Source organism: Methanomassiliicoccales archaeon LGM-DZ1 (assembly GCA_030168595.1).
In the GTDB taxonomy this organism is placed as follows: Archaea; Thermoplasmatota; Thermoplasmata; order Methanomassiliicoccales; family Methanomethylophilaceae; genus Methanomethylophilus.
The window spans coordinates 1,319,124-1,336,211 of the sequence record CP115556.1; the positions used below are offsets into that span (position 1 = coordinate 1,319,124).

General features: G+C 61.9%; 21 protein-coding genes. 20 read left to right on the forward strand and 1 reads right to left on the reverse strand.

Annotation, left to right across the window (positions count from 1 at the left end; all coding sequences use genetic code 11):
- Positions 1-32: 32 nt before the first annotated feature.
- The 3 genes from O8W32_06475 (at position 33) to O8W32_06485 (ending at position 1,965) form a co-directional block, all read left to right on the forward strand.
- A complete protein-coding gene (locus O8W32_06475; protein ID WII08814.1) occupies positions 33-563 on the forward strand; it encodes a MarR family winged helix-turn-helix transcriptional regulator in 531 nt (176 codons plus the stop codon).
- On the forward strand, positions 560-1,225 hold the full coding sequence (locus O8W32_06480) for a hypothetical protein (protein ID WII08815.1): 666 nt from the start codon (positions 560-562) through the stop codon (positions 1,223-1,225). Before O8W32_06475 ends, O8W32_06480 begins: the two co-directional genes overlap by 4 nt.
- Before the next feature lie 242 nt (positions 1,226-1,467).
- Positions 1,468-1,965 carry a hypothetical protein gene (locus O8W32_06485; protein ID WII08816.1) on the forward strand — a complete coding sequence of 166 codons (498 nt, stop codon included), beginning with the start codon at positions 1,468-1,470 and terminating at the stop codon, positions 1,963-1,965.
- Positions 1,966-2,405: 440 nt separating this feature from the next.
- On the opposite strand, the gene O8W32_06490 is transcribed toward O8W32_06485, so the two are convergent.
- Positions 2,406-2,570: a ribbon-helix-helix domain-containing protein gene (locus O8W32_06490; protein ID WII08817.1), complete on the reverse strand. Its 165-nt coding sequence runs from the start codon at positions 2,568-2,570 to the stop codon at positions 2,406-2,408.
- 119 nt (positions 2,571-2,689) lie between these two features.
- Here O8W32_06490 and O8W32_06495 point away from each other — a divergent pair, with 119 nt between their 5' ends.
- The 17 genes from O8W32_06495 to O8W32_06575 all read left to right on the forward strand — a co-directional run bounded on the left by O8W32_06495 (position 2,690) and on the right by O8W32_06575 (position 17,021).
- Entirely contained in the window at positions 2,690-2,890 is a 201-nt protein-coding gene (locus O8W32_06495; protein ID WII08818.1) for a hypothetical protein, read from the forward strand.
- Between the two features lie 4 nt (positions 2,891-2,894).
- The gene (locus O8W32_06500) at positions 2,895-3,131 is read left to right on the forward strand and encodes a hypothetical protein (GenBank protein ID WII08819.1); all 237 of its coding nucleotides are present in this window, start codon (positions 2,895-2,897) and stop codon (positions 3,129-3,131) included.
- Entirely contained in the window at positions 3,128-3,466 is a 339-nt protein-coding gene (locus O8W32_06505) for a hypothetical protein (protein WII08820.1), read from the forward strand. Before O8W32_06500 ends, O8W32_06505 begins: the two co-directional genes overlap by 4 nt.
- Positions 3,463-5,580 (forward strand): hypothetical protein, encoded by a 2,118-nt coding sequence (locus O8W32_06510; GenBank protein WII08821.1) that lies wholly within the window; start codon positions 3,463-3,465, stop codon positions 5,578-5,580. Before O8W32_06505 ends, O8W32_06510 begins: the two co-directional genes overlap by 4 nt.
- On the forward strand, positions 5,531-5,800 hold the full coding sequence (locus O8W32_06515; protein WII08822.1) for a helix-turn-helix domain-containing protein: 270 nt from the start codon (positions 5,531-5,533) through the stop codon (positions 5,798-5,800). The genes O8W32_06510 and O8W32_06515 overlap by 50 nt, the downstream gene beginning before the upstream one ends.
- Entirely contained in the window at positions 5,797-5,964 is a 168-nt protein-coding gene (locus O8W32_06520) for a hypothetical protein (protein ID WII08823.1), read from the forward strand. The genes O8W32_06515 and O8W32_06520 overlap by 4 nt, the downstream gene beginning before the upstream one ends.
- Complete coding sequence (locus O8W32_06525) at positions 5,961-6,269, forward strand: hypothetical protein (GenBank protein WII08824.1); 309 nt, start codon at positions 5,961-5,963, stop codon at positions 6,267-6,269. The genes O8W32_06520 and O8W32_06525 overlap by 4 nt, the downstream gene beginning before the upstream one ends.
- A gap of 110 nt (positions 6,270-6,379) precedes the next feature.
- Entirely contained in the window at positions 6,380-7,096 is a 717-nt protein-coding gene (locus O8W32_06530) for a hypothetical protein (protein ID WII08825.1), read from the forward strand.
- 134 nt (positions 7,097-7,230) lie between these two features.
- Positions 7,231-8,673, forward strand: a complete 1,443-nt coding sequence (locus O8W32_06535) for a putative Ig domain-containing protein (protein ID WII08826.1) — start codon at positions 7,231-7,233, stop codon at positions 8,671-8,673.
- A gap of 34 nt (positions 8,674-8,707) precedes the next feature.
- Positions 8,708-9,658 carry an InlB B-repeat-containing protein gene (locus O8W32_06540; protein WII08827.1) on the forward strand — a complete coding sequence of 317 codons (951 nt, stop codon included), beginning with the start codon at positions 8,708-8,710 and terminating at the stop codon, positions 9,656-9,658.
- The gene (locus O8W32_06545) at positions 9,652-10,323 is read left to right on the forward strand and encodes a hypothetical protein (GenBank protein ID WII08828.1); all 672 of its coding nucleotides are present in this window, start codon (positions 9,652-9,654) and stop codon (positions 10,321-10,323) included. The genes O8W32_06540 and O8W32_06545 overlap by 7 nt, the downstream gene beginning before the upstream one ends.
- A gap of 3 nt (positions 10,324-10,326) precedes the next feature.
- Positions 10,327-12,543: an InlB B-repeat-containing protein gene (locus O8W32_06550; GenBank protein WII08829.1), complete on the forward strand. Its 2,217-nt coding sequence runs from the start codon at positions 10,327-10,329 to the stop codon at positions 12,541-12,543.
- 32 nt (positions 12,544-12,575) lie between these two features.
- Positions 12,576-14,384: a hypothetical protein gene (locus O8W32_06555; protein ID WII08830.1), complete on the forward strand. Its 1,809-nt coding sequence runs from the start codon at positions 12,576-12,578 to the stop codon at positions 14,382-14,384.
- On the forward strand, positions 14,384-14,533 hold the full coding sequence (locus O8W32_06560) for a hypothetical protein (GenBank protein WII08831.1): 150 nt from the start codon (positions 14,384-14,386) through the stop codon (positions 14,531-14,533). Before O8W32_06555 ends, O8W32_06560 begins: the two co-directional genes overlap by 1 nt.
- 4 nt (positions 14,534-14,537) lie before the next feature.
- The gene (locus O8W32_06565; GenBank protein ID WII08832.1) at positions 14,538-15,419 is read left to right on the forward strand and encodes a hypothetical protein; all 882 of its coding nucleotides are present in this window, start codon (positions 14,538-14,540) and stop codon (positions 15,417-15,419) included.
- A complete protein-coding gene (locus tag O8W32_06570) occupies positions 15,376-15,942 on the forward strand; it encodes a hypothetical protein (protein WII08833.1) in 567 nt (188 codons plus the stop codon). The genes O8W32_06565 and O8W32_06570 overlap by 44 nt, the downstream gene beginning before the upstream one ends.
- On the forward strand, positions 15,939-17,021 hold the full coding sequence (locus O8W32_06575; protein WII08834.1) for a hypothetical protein: 1,083 nt from the start codon (positions 15,939-15,941) through the stop codon (positions 17,019-17,021). The genes O8W32_06570 and O8W32_06575 overlap by 4 nt, the downstream gene beginning before the upstream one ends.
- The last annotated feature ends 67 nt before the right edge of the window (positions 17,022-17,088 follow it).

Consider the following 17,088-nt stretch of genomic DNA (forward strand, 5'->3'; position numbering starts at 1 on the left):
ATCTTTTAACCCATCCCACGGTTGGGTGCGGCATGATGGTCGACAATCCGGAATCGGAGATTTCCTCCCGCATGATGATGGAGATGCCGTTCCTGTTCAGGATCCTCGGGGTCACGTTCATGGACAGGCTGACCGAGTTCATCAAACCCTTCGGCATCAAGCGCAGGGAGGCCCGCTACATCGCCGTGCTCTCCTTCATGCCGCTGACCCAGAAGGAGATGTGCGAGATACTGAAGATCGACAAGGCCAACACCGCCAGGGCCATCGACACTCTCCGCAAGGACGGTTTCGTTGAGAACGGGGAGCACGGAGCAGGACGCACATACCAGGTCTGCCTGACCGACAAGGGGAAGGCCGTCTCCCGGGAGCTCCACTCTTTCATCCTGAGCGTATGGAAGGAAGCATGCGGGGGGATAGACGATGCGGAAGCGGAACGTTTCATGGAATTCCTCGAGCGCGTTTGCCGCAACCTCTGCGGGGAGAAGCTCGACGCAGACCTCGCTCTGATGAGAGATGCCATCAGCCAGCAGGACATCAAGAAATTATCAGAAGTGACCCTTTGAGCAGACTGTCATCCTTCGTCTCCCGCATCGACAGAGAATTGGTCCTCCAGGAGGCCATGTACGGCTTCGTGATGGCCCTCACCTTCATCACGGCCGAGCAGCTGGGACTCGTCGATTACAACACCCGTTCCAAGCTCATCCTCGCGATCCTGGGCATGGATTTCGTCTGGGGCGCCATAGATATGTACATCTTCTACAGGATGGACATAATGGGCATGATCAGCCAGATGGGCTTCCTCAGGAGGCTCTACCTGGCCAAGGACAAGGAGTCCATGAGGCCGGAGATCATGGACCAGCTCGACGGGACCATCTTCAACTATGTCGATGACGGCACCAGGAAGAACGCCGCCGATCTCCTGATGCAGAGCACGTTCGAGACCCAGGAAGCAGCCAGGGCGGACAGGAAGCGCTATCTCTTCAACGCGGTGACATGCTTCGTGGTGACGCTCGGGACGGTCATCCCGGCCGCTCTGTGCCTGACCTTCATATCCGATGATACATCGGCATACTTCTGGACATCGTTCAGTTCCAGCATAGCACTGTTCTTCGTCGGCTACTGGATGTCGCCGTATGAATCCAACCTCATGAGGTCGGCCACCGGGATCGTGACCGCTGTCGTATGCCTTCTGTTGACAGTGTTCGCGGCGTATCTCGGCGGGTGAAGGCGCGGCCGAAAAGACTCCTTTCTCGGACCCCTTCAGGGGCCCGCATCGGCCCATGATTTAAATCATTCTTTACGAAATTATTCAATTGGAACTTTTTGCGCCTTTTCGGAAGTGTAACTTTCGACTATGAAATTTAAATGAGGGGCTATTTTTTCTATTTGGACGTTTTATTTAAATAATGATGGATGCGATAATCAATCCAACCATTCATAGGATGGAATCTCGAAGGAGGAAAAAGATTGTCTGAGAATGATTACAAGATAGACCCGACGGCCTTCGGCCTGTTTCTGGTCGCAGTGGTATCGCTTCCGTTAGCGGTCCTCCAGCTGAAAGATGAGGGCGTCCCCACGTCAGGCTTCTTCACGCTGATGGGCCTGCTGATAATCCTGGTGTCCTATATTGCATACCGCAACGGCAGCAATTTCGGCTTCATCGTCTTCGGACTGGTGGGCGCGGCCGTCGCCCTGACCGGGATCGGCATGGGCGAATGGGAGAACATCACGTTCGGGATCGTGTTCCTGATGGCGATCCCCTGGTCGATATCCATCAAGACCCCCAAGGCCCTCACGTGCATCTGCCTGACGACCGCTCTGATATTCCTCACCGTCGGCCTCTCGACCGTCATCGGCGGGGATTACTGGAACTGGCTCATCGGGATCTCGGCCGCGGCCAACTTCATCTTCAACATCTACCTTTCCTACGCTCTCGCGCTGGAGGGGAAGATACCGGTCTACTGAGGCCGGGGCGGGCAGGGCATGCGGTTCCCTGCCCGTAATTTATCATCATCCATGTATACGGCCTGCAGCGGCCTATGATGTTTCTTCCCAATGTGCCAGCAGGCATACGGCGGCCTTGCAGAACGTTCGGCTCGGATCAAAAGTGGGGCTATCCGGATACGGAGCCCATTCTGGCATCCTGGACAGCAACTTTTTTGATGACAACTCGGCGAAAAAATACGCGGACGCGTTCAATTCAATAAACGGGGATTCAGCGGGGGTGGACGAATGAAATCCCCGCGCTGGAGCATCGACAGCGAGCTCGACGGGAGCCGCCTTCCGGGGACCAGCAGGATTAAAAGTTGCATCCCCTACGGGGATGCAAGAGAACAAAATGGGGCATCTGGGCTTCAATTTTTAAGAAGTAACGCTCCTAAAATCCGCCCGGAGCCCCCAACCTATCATCTCGGCGGGAGCTCGCCGGTTTCTTTGTATTCTTTGTACCACGCGACACATGCCTCCACGGCATGCGATCTGTTCGCGAAGGCATGTTTTGAGATCTGCCCATCGATCCAATCGATGAGCGACTGGTCAACAGTAACGTTCATGCGCGGTTTGTTTTCCATCGAATCTCATTTTATCTCATCCCATGGTTTAAATACGTTTGAGATAGATGTGTCTTCAATCTCATTTAGTGAGATTGGAGCGTTGCAAAATGATGAAAATAACTGCGCCAGCGCAAGCTATGGCCATGCGGGACCCGGACATCTCCGGGGCCCTGACGATGAACTGCCTCGGGAACGTCTCGGACCTCGTCCGCGTCGGGATCTGGGTGAGCCCTCCGATCTCCCTCACGCCGGAGCAGATGGAGGCCCTGCAGGAGGAGACGGACTGCTTCCTCCGCAGGCTCTTCCGGGAACTGGCAGAGATCCCCGCGAGGGGGTGACGGCATGACGCTCTATGCCGTCGACAAGACCGGAGTCACAGTCCCCGTCGGCTCCAAGATCATCGATTTCCGCGGAGACAGAGCCACGCTGGTCTCGCTCGACCGCGTCAATGAATACCGCTATGGAGGGTGCCGCAGCGGGAAAGTCACTGCAGAGTGGCAGAACGGGCATTGCAGATCCGTTTACGACAAGGTCTTCGGCCTGGAGGTCAGAGACACCGATCTGGAGGCGCAGATATGACCGTCCGGATCTACATCTCCGACCGCTCCCTCGAGCTCGTGCATGATGATCTCGGGCATGAGGTCCTCGATGCTCGGGTCCACATCCCTGACGGCGGACGCGTCATCGTCGACTGCGTCATGGATCCCACCAGGCCGCGGCTGACCGTCACGCTGGAGGGTGCAGATGCCGCAATCGCCACGCTCCGCGGCGATGTGCTGGAGGTGGTGCGGGAGAAGATCTGCGTCAAATGCCACGGCCACAGCCGGAGCGAGATCATCCCCCTCGGTACCGGACCCTACACGGTGGCCGACATCTGCCGGATTGCGATCGAGATGGGGGAGGGAGCGGAATGACGCGCGGATCCGGGCGCGGGCCCCGCCGGGAGGCGGACCCCTCCGCCCCTCCTGCCCGGTGGAGCATCGACGGGGAGCTCGACGGGGTATACCTGCGGGACGGCCGCCCGCTGCTGCACCTCTCCGACATCCCGCCGGAGGGCCTTGAGGAGAAGGTCGAGCTCTTCAACTCCCGCGGAGAGGCCGTCGGATGGGCCGAAGGAGGCTCAACGTGCATCCATTGGCACCGCTACCGGGAGGAGACCGAGGCGATCAGGATCGACTCCGAGAGGGCCTCCATGGACCGCCTGCTCGAGTCCCCGTCGGCGTCGATGGCCATCGATTCGATCTCCAAGCTGACCTACGAGGAGCAGAAGGCGGTCCTGTACGCCCTCCAGAACGGCGATGCTGTGAATTTGCCGTACGCGTCGTCGCAGATGGCCAAGACGAAAATGTACCGCGAGAAGACGAAGCACGCGACCGAGGTCGCGATGGGCCGCGCCTTCCGCAGATTATATAACAGGGGCCTCGGGACCGTCTCGAAACGCTCCGACGGCCTCATTTGGCTGACCGTTTCGAGGGAGCGGCTCCGTGCCGTCATCAGCTCCGAGGCCGCCGCAAGGCGGCAGGGGGGCGCCCGCGACATTAACTTGATGAAGGTACCTTGCGAAATTCCAACTTCTTCCTCGGAGGGCGCATCTGGACAGTCTGCCGGGAAGCCTCCGAGGAAACCGCAGCCGAAGCCCTCCGACATCCCCCGCAGGGTCTCGGCCGAGCGCCTCTGCGCGATCAAGATCCTGACGGGGATACGGACCGTCGGGGATGCCGACCGCAGCGACATCGAGCTGCGCTTCCTCCGGTACCTCGACGACACGGAGGACCGCATCATCACCCTCCTCGACGGCTACACCGGGGACTCCGTGGGCTTCGAGTACTCGACCCGGTTCAACGACATCTCCAAGGCCGCAGCGAACCTGGAGAAGTTCGACTATGCGCTGAAGCAGAGCTTCAGGGACCACCGCCGCGCGGTCTTCCTCACTCTGACCACGGACCCCAACCTGTCCGATGAGGAGCGCACGGCCGTCCGCGACGCCAGGCTCCGCAAGGTCTCGGCCGAGCTCTCCTTCCCCGCCTGCTCCCCTAAGCGCCGTGCCTATCTCGCCCGGAAGTACTGGCAGATCATGGGCCCGGACGCCGAGATCGAGGAGCTCGAACGCCGGAAGGAGGCGGGGACCATCACCGCGGACGGGGAGCGCCGCCTGGGGTCGCTGCTGGCCGACAGGAAGCACGCCGAGGAGCTGCGCGCGGTCCTCGCGGATCCTTCCACTGGGACAAGGACCAAGGAGCGCATCATCGCCGCATTGAAGAGGATGAACCGCTGGGAGTACCGCTGGGACCCGAAGGGGTTCCGCTCTGTGTGGGAGGCCAACCGCAGCTTCGGGAGGTCATGGAACAAGTTCATGGCTTACCTCACCAAGAAGAGGGGCGGCCGCAGGCCCCAGTACATTTCGGCCTTCGAGTTCACGGAATCCGGGCTGCTCCACATCCACGTCCTGATCTTCGTCGACTATCTCGCCGACGCCGAAGAGATCTCCAAGGAATGGCGCCGCATCGGCCAGGGCGAGATCTCCTACATCTACGGCCTGAAGGCCGTCAGGTCTCGCGACGGGAAGGATTGGGAGTGGAGATGGAACGCCAAGGCGCGCCCGGAGGACGCCAAGGGGATGTCCGGCGGCGACTACCTCAAGAAGTACGTCAGGAAGGCGATGCTGGCCATGATGGACGATTACACATCGCCCGCACGCATCCAGTCCCCCTACTGGGCGTTCAACAAACGCTTCAATTCCTGCTCCAGGAGCCTCATGAAGGGCTTCGGCGAGCCCGGCAAGGACAAGAACAAGAACAAGAACAAGAACAAGACCGAGAAGGCCAAGCCTTCCCGCTGGGGGATCTGGAGGATCCTGAGCGCGGGCGAGGCGGAGTTCCTCTCGATCGAGGTCATCTACCACAGGGTCACGCGGGAGAGCATGGCCGAGCACCGCGCCGCCGATCCTCCGGACGGCGAACAGGCAGAGGGGGACGCTCATGACCAGCGAAGCGAGCATCAGGGCCTACCGCGCCATCCCGGACCTTGAGGCGCGCCAGGCCCGCGTTCTGGCCTGCGTCAGGGACTATCCGGGCGTCAGCTCGCGCGATATCTCGAGGATCCTGCACATGGAACAGCACAATGTATGCTGCCGTCTCGGGGAGCTCATGAAGTCGGGGCAGGTGCATGTGGTTGGGACCAAGACCGACCGCCTCACGCACCGCGAGGTCCGGCAGTACGAAGCATGCGGCAATGGAGCGGGAGAATGACGCTGAGATTGAGAGAGGTCAATCCAGCCGTGTCCGGCACGGTCCGCTGCAGATGCTGTTTGAGGACGATGGATTTGGGACAGACATTCGTCAGCGGCGACTGCATGATATGTCCGTTCTGCGGGGAGTGGGAATCCTTCGAGGAGATTTCAGAGGATCCATGAAGACCGTGCAGCTCACCCTCGAATTGAAGAAAGCGGACATCAGGAAGATCTCCGAGGCCCTCGCCCCGAAGGTTTCAGAGAGGAAATACCGCTGGAAGGGGGGTGCGAAATCCACAGCCAATCTGGTGGACCAGCTTTCTTTGGTCACAGGGCACGGCAAATCGGAGGTGGTGGAGATGGCCGTCCGCCTCGCCGCGCTCTTCATCAATTTGGCCGGTGCCGAGGCTTTCGATACTATATCTAAAACTACTACCGTTGAGGAATTGATGGCGATGATCGAAGAAATCGGAGATGAACAGCAATGATTGATGGCCGGACATCCGATCGGCGCCGGAAAAGATCTCGGAGCAGGAAGGCCAAGGAAGCGCCGCGCGATGCCGGGGGCAGATTCGCGAAGGTTCCGAAGACCTTCCTGGTGATCGACGACTTCGGGGACGTGGTCCCGTATTCGGACAGGGAATCCTCCTTCGGCTATGCGGTCACGGTGACAGACGACATAGATTCGTTCGGGAACATATCGAAGGAGGACCGCAGGCGGCATGGCCATCCGAGGAAAGAGCGCAAAGCCTCTGATGAAAGCATATCGTACAGTGAGAAATTGGAGGTCACCCGCAAGATAGCAACTCTCGGAGCGGAACACATCGGCTGTTACATCGATAAGAAGGATCCGCCGGATGTGTGGACCATCGAGAGGCGTCCGTTCGAGAGCAGATTGATGTGGAAAAAACGCAAGAATATGATCAGGAAAAAGGTTCTGAGCAGGTCTATGGACACTGCTCTGCGCGGCAGAACCGGTGAGATTGAGATAATAATCGATCATCACGATTCTTATTCGAGGATACCTGAGCTCTGTGAATCCAAGTCGAAGCGCGGAGTGAGGAACGTGAAGGGAGACCAATATGATTCTTCCAGGGGAAAGTACCATGATGCGCTCCAGACGCAGGATTACGTCGCGAACGCGGCTTATGCTGACAGAAAAGGATTCCACAGACGCAGGAATGTTCTGAAGATGAAGATGAAGAAATTGAAACGAGGGTCTCGGAAACCCGAGACCCTGCCAGGTCAAATGGGCAGAAACCCAAGGTATCCCAACAACTCGACGACGCAAGTCCTGGCATTGGGGCCGAAATAACATCTTTGTATTCAATATTTAAACACTCCGCGGGTTTCCCTATCGTCTCAATTCGCAGTATTTAAACAATTTATATTTTTTCGGTTTGGGACTTTTTCAACCATTCATAAGCGCCGACCTCGTGACGCACGTTGATGAAACACAATGCAATGTACGTCGCGATCCTCGCGGCCGCCATTGCGATCCTGGGCGCGGCGGCCCTGGTAGCAGACGGCCACGACGGTTCCGACGCGGCATACTCGGAGGACTACGGCACGGTCTACGGGATCGATCTCGCGCCCGGCTTTTCTTACTCCTACACTCCGAGCTACCCGTCGGACCTGGCCGTCACCACGACCATAGAGAAGTATGAAAGCGCCGGAATCTCCGCCTCCATGTCCGGGAAGACCCTCAGCGTCTCCGTCAAGGACGGGGTCACCTCCGGGTCCTACGACATCATCCTGAAAGCGTCCTCCTCAACCGGCGGCGTCTCCCAGACCGCCTACCAGCACATCCGCATCAACGTCGTCTCCGGCCTTTCCGTCTCCGGATCCATCAACGACATCATCAAGGGCGCATCGGTCAGCTTCACCCCCTCCGGGTCCTCCGGGATGGGGGCCGTCACCTGGTCCGTCAAGTCCGGTACCTCCCTCCCCGCAGGGCTGACCCTCTCCGGCGGCAAGGTCACCGGGACCCCGACCGCTGTCGGAACGCAGACGGTCTCCCTCACCGCGACCGCGGCCGGCGAGAGCAAGGACCTCATCGTTCACTTCACCGTCTGGTCCAAGATCGCCGGCGGGTCCGCGCAGACCATCACCTCCCACGGCGACACCGTGAGCTCGGCGGCGATAAGCAACGCCTCCGACATCGGGGTCACTTGGAAAGTGACCAAGGGGACCCTCCCCGCAGGCTTCTCCCTCAACGCATCCACCGGAGCGATCTCCGGCAAATCGGCCGCGCTCCAGTCCGTGACGGTGACCATCACCGGGACCAGCTCGCACGGCCCGGCACAGACCGCGACCAAGCAGATCACCGTCAGGTCCGAGCCCGCTCTGTCCCTGACAGGTCCCTCTTCTCTGATCACCTATCCGGGGGCCCCCGACAAGACCGCGGTCTTCGCTGCGACCTCCGGGACCTCCGCCGTCACCTGGTCCGTCACATCCGCTACCGGGGTCTCCATCTCCGCCGGGACCGTCACCGTCACCGATGGCGCATCCGCAGGATCCGTGACCGTCACCGCCAAGACCGCCTACGGCCAGACCGCGACGAAGACGCTCGCGATCACCAAGGAGGCGTCCGCTGCAATCAGCGGCGACGCATCCCTCGGTACGACCGTCGGCACCGCTGCCACGCAGACCTACACCTCCAACGTCGGAGGGACCTGGGCCGTCTCCGGAGCTCCCGCCGGGACCACCGTCAGCATCTCTTCCGCCGGCGTGCTCTCGGTCTCCGGGAGCTCGCCCGCGATATTCAATCTGACCATTACTCACACGACGCCTGGGGGCCAGTCGGTGACCAAGACCGTCAGCTGCAGCATCGTCTCGCAGCTCGTCTTCACCTCTCTCCCGTCGTCCGGCGTGATCGCTTACGAGGCCTGATTAGGAAAAAAATCGACAAGAAAAAGGAATGGAAATGAACAGAACGATCAACATCAAGAGCTTCGCGGCGCTGGCGGCCGTCATCATGGCCGCCGCCGCGATGGCGGCGTTCCTCCCGTCCGATGACGCGGACGCCGATGCCGAGACCTACGACACCGATCTCGGACAGAAATGGAGCATGAGGATCCAGTTCGTCTTCTCCGGCAAGGATGCGCAGAGCATCGAATGGGACTTCGGGGACGGATCCGAGCACAGCACCGAATGGAACCCCCTCCACGAGTATGCGAAGACCGGAGTCTACTACGGCAAGCAGACCGTGACAAACCCTCTCGGGACCGATGATATGACCTTCAGGATCGAGGTCATGGGATACCCGACGGTCGCCTTCGACAGCAACGGCGGCACCGCCGTCGAGACCATCAAGTGCACGTCCTTCGGCCAGATCGTCTCCGCGCCCAAGGCCCCGACGAAGGAAGGGGCGGAGTTCGCCGGATGGTACGCCGACAAGGGCCTCACCCAGGCCGTCGACTGGAGCCAGGGCGTGAAGAAGGCCGTCACCTACTACGCCAAATGGACCGGGGAGACCCCCGCCGAGCCCGAGGGACACTCCGTGCAGATCCTCGCCGCCGACGGGTCCGTCATCGCGACCTACACCGTCGGAGACGGGTCCAAGCTCTCCGAGGCGCAGATCGCCAAGGACCTCGGCAAGGACGGGAAGGTCCTCTCCGGCGTCTACACCGATAAGGACCTCAAGGACAAGTTCGACTTCGGCACCGCCGTCACCGGAGATCTGACCCTCTATGCCGGGTACACCGACGTGACCCACCCCGAGGACTCCTCCGACTGGGCCGTCATCGGCCTCTTCTTCGCAGGGATCGCGGCCATCATCGCCTTCGCTTTCGTCCGCCATCCTGCCTGCATCATCGCAGGGATCGCGATGATCGCGGTCGCAGCGCTCATCCACATGGGAGTGATCTCATGGTGAGCGCATCCAAGGACATCAGGATCAGGAGGACGGCGTTCCTCGCCGTCCTCCTCATGGCTGCGGCGGCCTTCGGAGTTGTCGCCATTGCAGAATCAGATAATTCAGACGCAGCAACAATGTATACTGTAAGACAAGGAAGTACTGCGCCGCCCTATTACTACTTTAGCAACGCCATGGATGTTGAGGATGTCACCATAAATAGTGTAACATATTCCAATGAAGTCGGACTCTCATACACCCCCACGTACTCTGAGGATGATGGTTACGGCATCATCGTAGCAGTACCAGAATCGTGCCCCCTCGATACGTATGCGATCAAAATCAATTACGACTTCATCCCTAATGGTGACGAGCCTCAGAGCAGCTCTGAAACATTCTACATCAAAGTGATTGCAGTTCAGAATCTCTCGGTTTCCGATCAGTCTGTCGTAGCAGGCGGATCTGTCTCCATAGACACCGGAATCTCCGGCGTGACCGTCAGCGGTCAGGATTGGCTGCACGTCTCCTCCGATGGCAGAATCTATGGAACGGCCCCTTCGGCGCCCGGAACCTACACGGCAACCGCCGGCTACGGGAGCCAGTCCGTCTCATTCACCATCACGGTGGTCTCCACGCTGGTGTTCACCAGCAACCCTGCGGCGGGAGTCATCGCCTACGAGGGCTGAACGATGGCGAGGGTTCAGTCGCAGTTCGCCGCATCTGCGGGGCTCGTGATGCTCGCCCTTGTCATGGCGGCCGTCGGGGCCCTCATCATCGCCGATTCCGGCGATGACAGCGATGCGGACGCGGGCACCTCGCCCGCGATCTGCACCGTGACCATCAACCCCGGCGCCCACGGAACAGGGAGCATCATCGCCTGGAGCGTGTTCTCCGGCAACAGCATCGAGCTCCCTGCGGCCGCATTCGCCCCCGAGGACAGCGAGAAGTACTATCTTGCAGGCTACGCCGAATCTTCCGGCGGGTCCGCGAAGTACTCCGCCGGCCAGGAGATCGCGGTCAGGTCGGACATGAAGCTCTGGGCCGTCTGGTCGGAGCCCGACGGGATGTTCGATTCGAACGCCCCCGCGTCCGGATCTGCGTCCGCCACATGGTCCTACAAGCCTATCGACCGCACGAGCTACTCCGGCGGCAACCCAGGCATGTGGGCGGCGATGGCCGAGATCCTCGGCTACAGCACGGACCTCGTCGTCGACAGCATGCCAGACTGGATGACGATGACCCACTCCGAGTCCTGGAACGAGGTCGAGTTCAAGGGGTCCCCGACCGGGCCCGGGGTCTACCTGGTCAGGGTCCATCCGGAGAAGCACAGCGATTTCTCCATCTTCTGGGCGATCACGGTCAAGGCTTCGTCCGACACCGCCCACAGGCTCACGTTCGATGCGAACGGCGGCACCGGCAGCTACTCCGTTGCACCGGGCGCCGAGGGCACCTGCACGGTGCTCCCGTCCGCCGGGTTCGCGAAGACGGGTTACACTCTGGCGGCCTGGAGCACGAAGATCTCCGGGCAGACGGTCTACTACCCTCTCTCCGCCGCCTACACCTTCACGGATCATGACGCCGTGATGAGCGCATACTACGCCCCGAACGAGGGCGTGATGGTCTTCGACGCCAACGGCGGGGTCTCCTCCGCCGGGGCCCAGGCATACATCGTCCAGTCTGGCGGATCCGTGACCCTCCCCTCCACCGGGTACACCATGCCCGGGCACGTGCTGGTCGGCTGGAGGTACTCCAACGAGCCCTCCGGCGCGGTCTACGCGCCAGGATACCAGCTGCCTGTGGCGGCCGCCACGCCGACCAACGCCATGTCAGCGGTCTGGGCAGATGCCTCGGCCTCCCTGCACAAGGTCACGTTCAGCTCCAACGGCGGATCCGACGCCGGCACCGGCAACTCGATCTCCGTCCCGGCAGGGACCAAGGTCGCCCTGCCCTCCGTAGGGTTCACCAAGAACGGCTACACTCTCCACGGATGGAACACCAAGGCCGACGGCTCCGGCGACGCTTACGATCGCGGCGCAAGCTACACCGTCGGATCCGCCGACTCGACAGTGTATGCTGTATGGAGTGCCAGTCAGGCATCCGAGATGCACGTGGTATCGTTCATCCTCAACGGCGGCAAGGGGTCGATCCCCAGCCAATCCGTCCCCGACGGGTCCACGGCCTCCAAGCCGAACGATCCGATGATGGACGGCTATGTGTTCAAAGGATGGCAGCAGATCGGCGGCTCCGCGGGCTACTTCGACTTCTCCAAGCCGATAATCTCGGACACTTACCTCCGCGCCATCTGGCAGCGTGCCATCTCCGTATCGGTGACTGGCCTGGCGGTCTCCGTCGCACTGGATGCCAACGCCCCCGGCACCGGCTACGCCGCGATCAGCTGGGGCGACGGCTCGGCCCAGCAGACCTTCTACAGGACCGTCACGAAGACCATGGCCGCCGGGACCTCCGGCGACCTGACCGTCACCCTCTCCACCGGGCAGAAGGTGTCCGCCCACTGGGAAGTGTCCTCCGGGGCCACGGGCCAGTTCAAGGTCACCGTCCTGGACGATGGCGGGAAGGTCCTCAGGACCTACACCGTCTCCTCCGGCAAGGAGCTCTCCAAGAGCTCCGTCATGAAGGACCTGGCCAGGGAAGGGAAGAGCGTGACGCTCTACACCGACGCCGCGCACGAGCATGAGTATGGGTGGGGCGCCGTCAACGGCGACCTGGTCCTCTACGCCCACTACACTGACAAGGGCAGCAGCGGAACCGCCGATACGGCCGCGATCGCTGCCGCGATCCTCTGCGCCGTCTGCATCGCCGGTTTCGCCTACTTCCGCAACCCGTCCCTGCTGGCCGCCGCGATCGCACTGGGCGCTGTTGCCGCCATGATCAAGGTGATGATTTGATACACGCTCAACTGAAAACCAACGCGGCCTTCATGGCCGCGATCCTGCTGGCCGCCACCCTCTGCGCCGCCGTCCCCGTCTTCAGCGACGAGGAGATCGCCGATGAGAGCGACGCCGACCCGATTACCCTGGGTGCAGGAGCCATCTTCCTCATCGGCTTCGCCGTCGGAGCGATAGCCGGCGGGGCCGCCGTCCATGTCATCGAGGATCTTCTCGAGAAGCAGAACGATGAGTTCAACGAGGCCCTGCGGGCAGGCGAGGCCAACCGCCTGTACTCGGTCATCGAGACCCTGGAAGCGTCCTACGCCAACTCCCTGGCCAACTACTCGCAGATCTGGTCCCTGACCTCGGAGCACTGGATCCGCGAGGCCGAGCTCTCCGCATCGGTGCTGTGGGCACCGAACACTGCCTACAACCCGTCCAACATCATGGCCATGTCCGGGGTCTACTCGAACAGCGCGATGATGCTCGCCGATGCCGTCGCCCAGCCCAACGCGCTCTACGGCGCGGTCAGCCAGAACATCGCGGCGTGGACCCAGGACGCGGCATACAACGACAAGATCACAGTATCGTGGACCTACGGCAGCCAATCGATGGGCTCCGCCGCATCGTGGAGCGGGAAGGAAGTGTGGGCCGTCTCCGTGCCGGCCTCCGCCGCCGAAGGGCAGGAGGTCTACATCGGATCCGACGGCTACATCATGTGCTTCGATTCCAACGGGTCCGCGGTCGGGCCCGACGGCCTCGTCTCGCTCCCTTCCGGGACCGAGAAGAAGGTCGCCGAAGGCGTCTATACGCTCTCGGCAGGCGCGACATATGTGTCCGACAGGATGCTCCCGGTGATCTCCGCGACATCCGCCCAGGTCCGCCCCGGCGTGATCATGACCGCCGGCGGCAGCTCCGCGATCGCTATCTACGACTCCGATTCCGGCAGGATCTCCGTCGGCGGGGTCTCCTACGATAGCCTCGGGATATCCTTCAAGGCAGAAGGCTCCTCCGCCAGTACCGTGGACGTGACCGAGGTGCTTAAGCAGCGCCAGGGGCTGCTGTCGTCGGTGATCTCCACCATGAACCAGGCCGATTCGTCGGCCTGGGCCGTATGGCAGATCTATAACGACGCCGGGTCCGCCAGCGCGTACATCACTACCCTGGCCGTGCCCAACGAGTACGAAGGGGTCGAGATGTCCGCCGCGCAGAAGCGCATCATGGCCGTCATGGCCCTCCAGGAGCTCGCGGGCTACTGGGCCGGGAACAGCGGGGCCCTGCTGAAGGACTACACCGTGACCCCCGGGTCCAACCAGCTCTTCATCCGCGGCGACATCTACAACGACCGGAACGAGGTCATCGCCAAGGACGCGATCTTCACGCCCTACTACCGCACCCAGGACGACAGCATCGCCCTCGGCAGCAACACCGAGACCCAGGCCGCCACCGTGGCCGTGTGGGCCACCGGCTACACCGGGTCCCTCAGCTCGTGGAACCATGTCACCGACCATCCCTACCTGATCACGTCCAAGGCCGGATACGTGATGGATGCGGCGGAGATCGAGTATGCCGGCGAATCCGTCTCCAGCGTGGACCTCGATGTCCGCAGCATCGACTACATCGAGCCCGGGAAGATTACCATCGTCCCGAACCCCGCACCTGATGCCGATAAGGACTACACGGCGCTGATCACCATCGCGTTCATCGCCATGGCCATCCTTCTGGCGTTCGCCGGGGTGCTCAACGGGCGTCCCGGCCTCGTCGTGATCGCGGTCGTCCTGGCCATCGCAGGGGCCGTCGGTGCCGGCACCATCAACGGCTGGCTCGTGAACGGGTTCAGCCTCGGAGGGCTGTTCTGATGGACATCGACACGATCCTCGCCTACGGCCCGACCGTCCTCCGGGTGGGCCTCCTCGCGCTCTGCGCCTGGCACCTCTGGCAGCGCAACATCGTCAAGAGCATCCTGTCGCTCGGCGCGTGCGTCGCGACCTTTATACTGGGGTGGTGACAGCATGGATGCTTCGCAGCTGCTCCTGGCCGCCGGGGTCGCCCTGGCGGGCGTCGTCGTCGGCGCCCGCGTGCAGAGGACGGCCCGGTTCATCTACCCCCTGGACTTCATGACGCTGGCCATCGCGGCGTTCATCCTAGCGGACCTCGCCCTGGGGGCCACCGGCATAGAGGCCACATGGTATGCTGCGTTCATCCTCGGCTACATCGTCGGCTATCTGATCGTGGGCAGGACGTCCTACATGATGCTCTGGACCACGGACCTGGCCAACAAGGAGCTGAGGATGGTCCCCCTGGTCACCTGGACCGAGGACGGCCGGCAGTACCTCCAGAAGCAGAGCAACGTGGCCCTCTTCCGCCGCCTGGTGCTGAGGGTCCGCCACGACATCGTTTCCAATGTCCCGCTCGAAGACGACTGGTACTCCGTGATCAAGTATCCCGCGTTCCCGCTTTTCCGGAGATGCGTGGTCGTGGCCGAGGCCGTCGACACCTGGTGGGAGCCGCAGCATCTGTTCTGGAAGTTCAGCGCCAAGCACTACGTTACGAGCATCCAGATCGCTTACGCGGGGACCGTCAGCAAGCTCCAGCTCGCGCAGGACGAGGACTCGCTGAAAGAGATGCAGGACCAGAACAACCGCCTGATCCGGGAGATCCGCAACCTCCGGAACCAGCAGGGCCCCGCCCTGATGGAGATGGAGCTCCGGATGGAGCAGGCGAGGCTGGCCGCCAAGCCGGTCAACAGGATGTTCGAGATGCTATGCAGGAGGCCGCAGCCGCCGAAGGACGGGGACGAGAAGAAGGGCACGCCGGAGGAGACGGCGAAGATCAGGAAGGAGGTGGACGATGCCACAGCAGACGACGAAGGCGGGGCTGAAGCTCAATCGTGAGCTCCGCAAGGCCGTGCACAGCGGCGACCAGTACGAGGAGTACAAGACGACCTACCAGTACAACCTTGGCTACATGGCCTGGGTCAGGGAGATCATCTCCAGGATGGAGGCCGAGATCGACGCCTACTACGCCGACGGCGGGACGCTGGAGGTGATCGACGAACACGACTGGCACCTCGTCTTCGGGGAGACCGAGATGGACATCAGGCTGGATGACGACGGCAACGTCCAGGAGTACACCCGGCGGCACGTCCACGGCCACATGCCGGAGGTCCGCAGGATGCAGATGATGTTCTTCGCGGCCAACATGCTGCCGATCTACAAGCAGATCCTCGACACGGTCCAGGAGTGCCAGAAGGACCTCGACGATGCCAACATCGTCAAGGGCCTTTCGGAGATCCGCGAGATCATACGCGGCGACAAGTACCTCACCGTGGCCGCCGTCTCCGGCGTCGGGATCTCCGAAGAGGACGACATCGACCCTTTCAAGATCTTCACCGACGACGGGGGCGATTCGCTTTGATAGCCGCCTCAGGACGCCTCCATTTCGCCCGCGACGAGCCAAAGGTCCGCCTCACCATGGACGACATGTTCCCGTCATGGACGGCCAGGGATATCACCAGGGACCTGCTCAAGAGGTTCCTGCTCCCGGTCCCCGAGGGGCGGCAGGTGGTCAAGGCCAGCATGTGCGTCGTGGGCGGCCAGGGATGCGGCAAGTCGGTCTTCTTCGAATGGCTTGCCGGGCTGGTCCGGGACAGGTACGGGGAGTCCCGCGTCCACATCATCTACACCGACGACATCCGTGTGGCCATCAGGATGATCGACGACAGCCCGGTCCAGCTGCTGATCATCGACGATGCCATGACCTGGGCGTCCAGCCGCCAGGTCTTCAAGCAGACCGACATCCTGGCCGACTACAACCGCTCCAGGCACGTCTTCGAGGGGCGCCTCCGGGGGAGGCCCGGCGTCATCCTCTACTGCTGGGGATGGCAGCGCTTCGGCGAGCTCGACCCCGCCTTCCGCCAGTCGGATGTGCTCGTCTTCAAGTCGGGCATCTCCGAGAAGACGGAGCGGGCCAAGATCCAGGAGTTCGTCGGCCCGGTCTACATGAGCTACCTCTGGAAGATCTGGGACCGCATCAGCCGCGGGGACAACGCGGCGAAGAACACCTCCGTCGGGGTGATCGCCTCGCTCCCGCAGGCGCGCGGCGTCGGGATCTTCCGCTCGGCATTCGCCGAGGGAATCCTCCCGCCGATGGTGAAGCACGAGGACGTGTTCACGGACGACGAGGAGCAGGACGCGGGCCCGGATGTGGGCGGCGGCCCATCCGGGGACGCTCCGGATGGCGCGCAGACGCCCGATCAGGCCGCCCCGGAGACACCGAAGGGGCCTGACACCATCCGCCGCGCCCGCCGCGACCCTGCATGGGCGCGCCGTATTAGAGTTTGGGACTACAGGCAGGCGCACCCCCGGATGACCAACAAGGCCATGGCCAAGAACCTCGGCGAGTCACCGAGCTACGTGGCCAACGCCATCAGGCAGGTCAGGTCGCTCATGGGCGACGGGCCGCCCCCGGAGGATCCTCCGGAAAACGGGCCGTGAAAAAACGGCTGGTCGCGCGTGCGCGCGTCACGCGCGTATAATAAAAATCAGGGCCGAAAGCAGACGG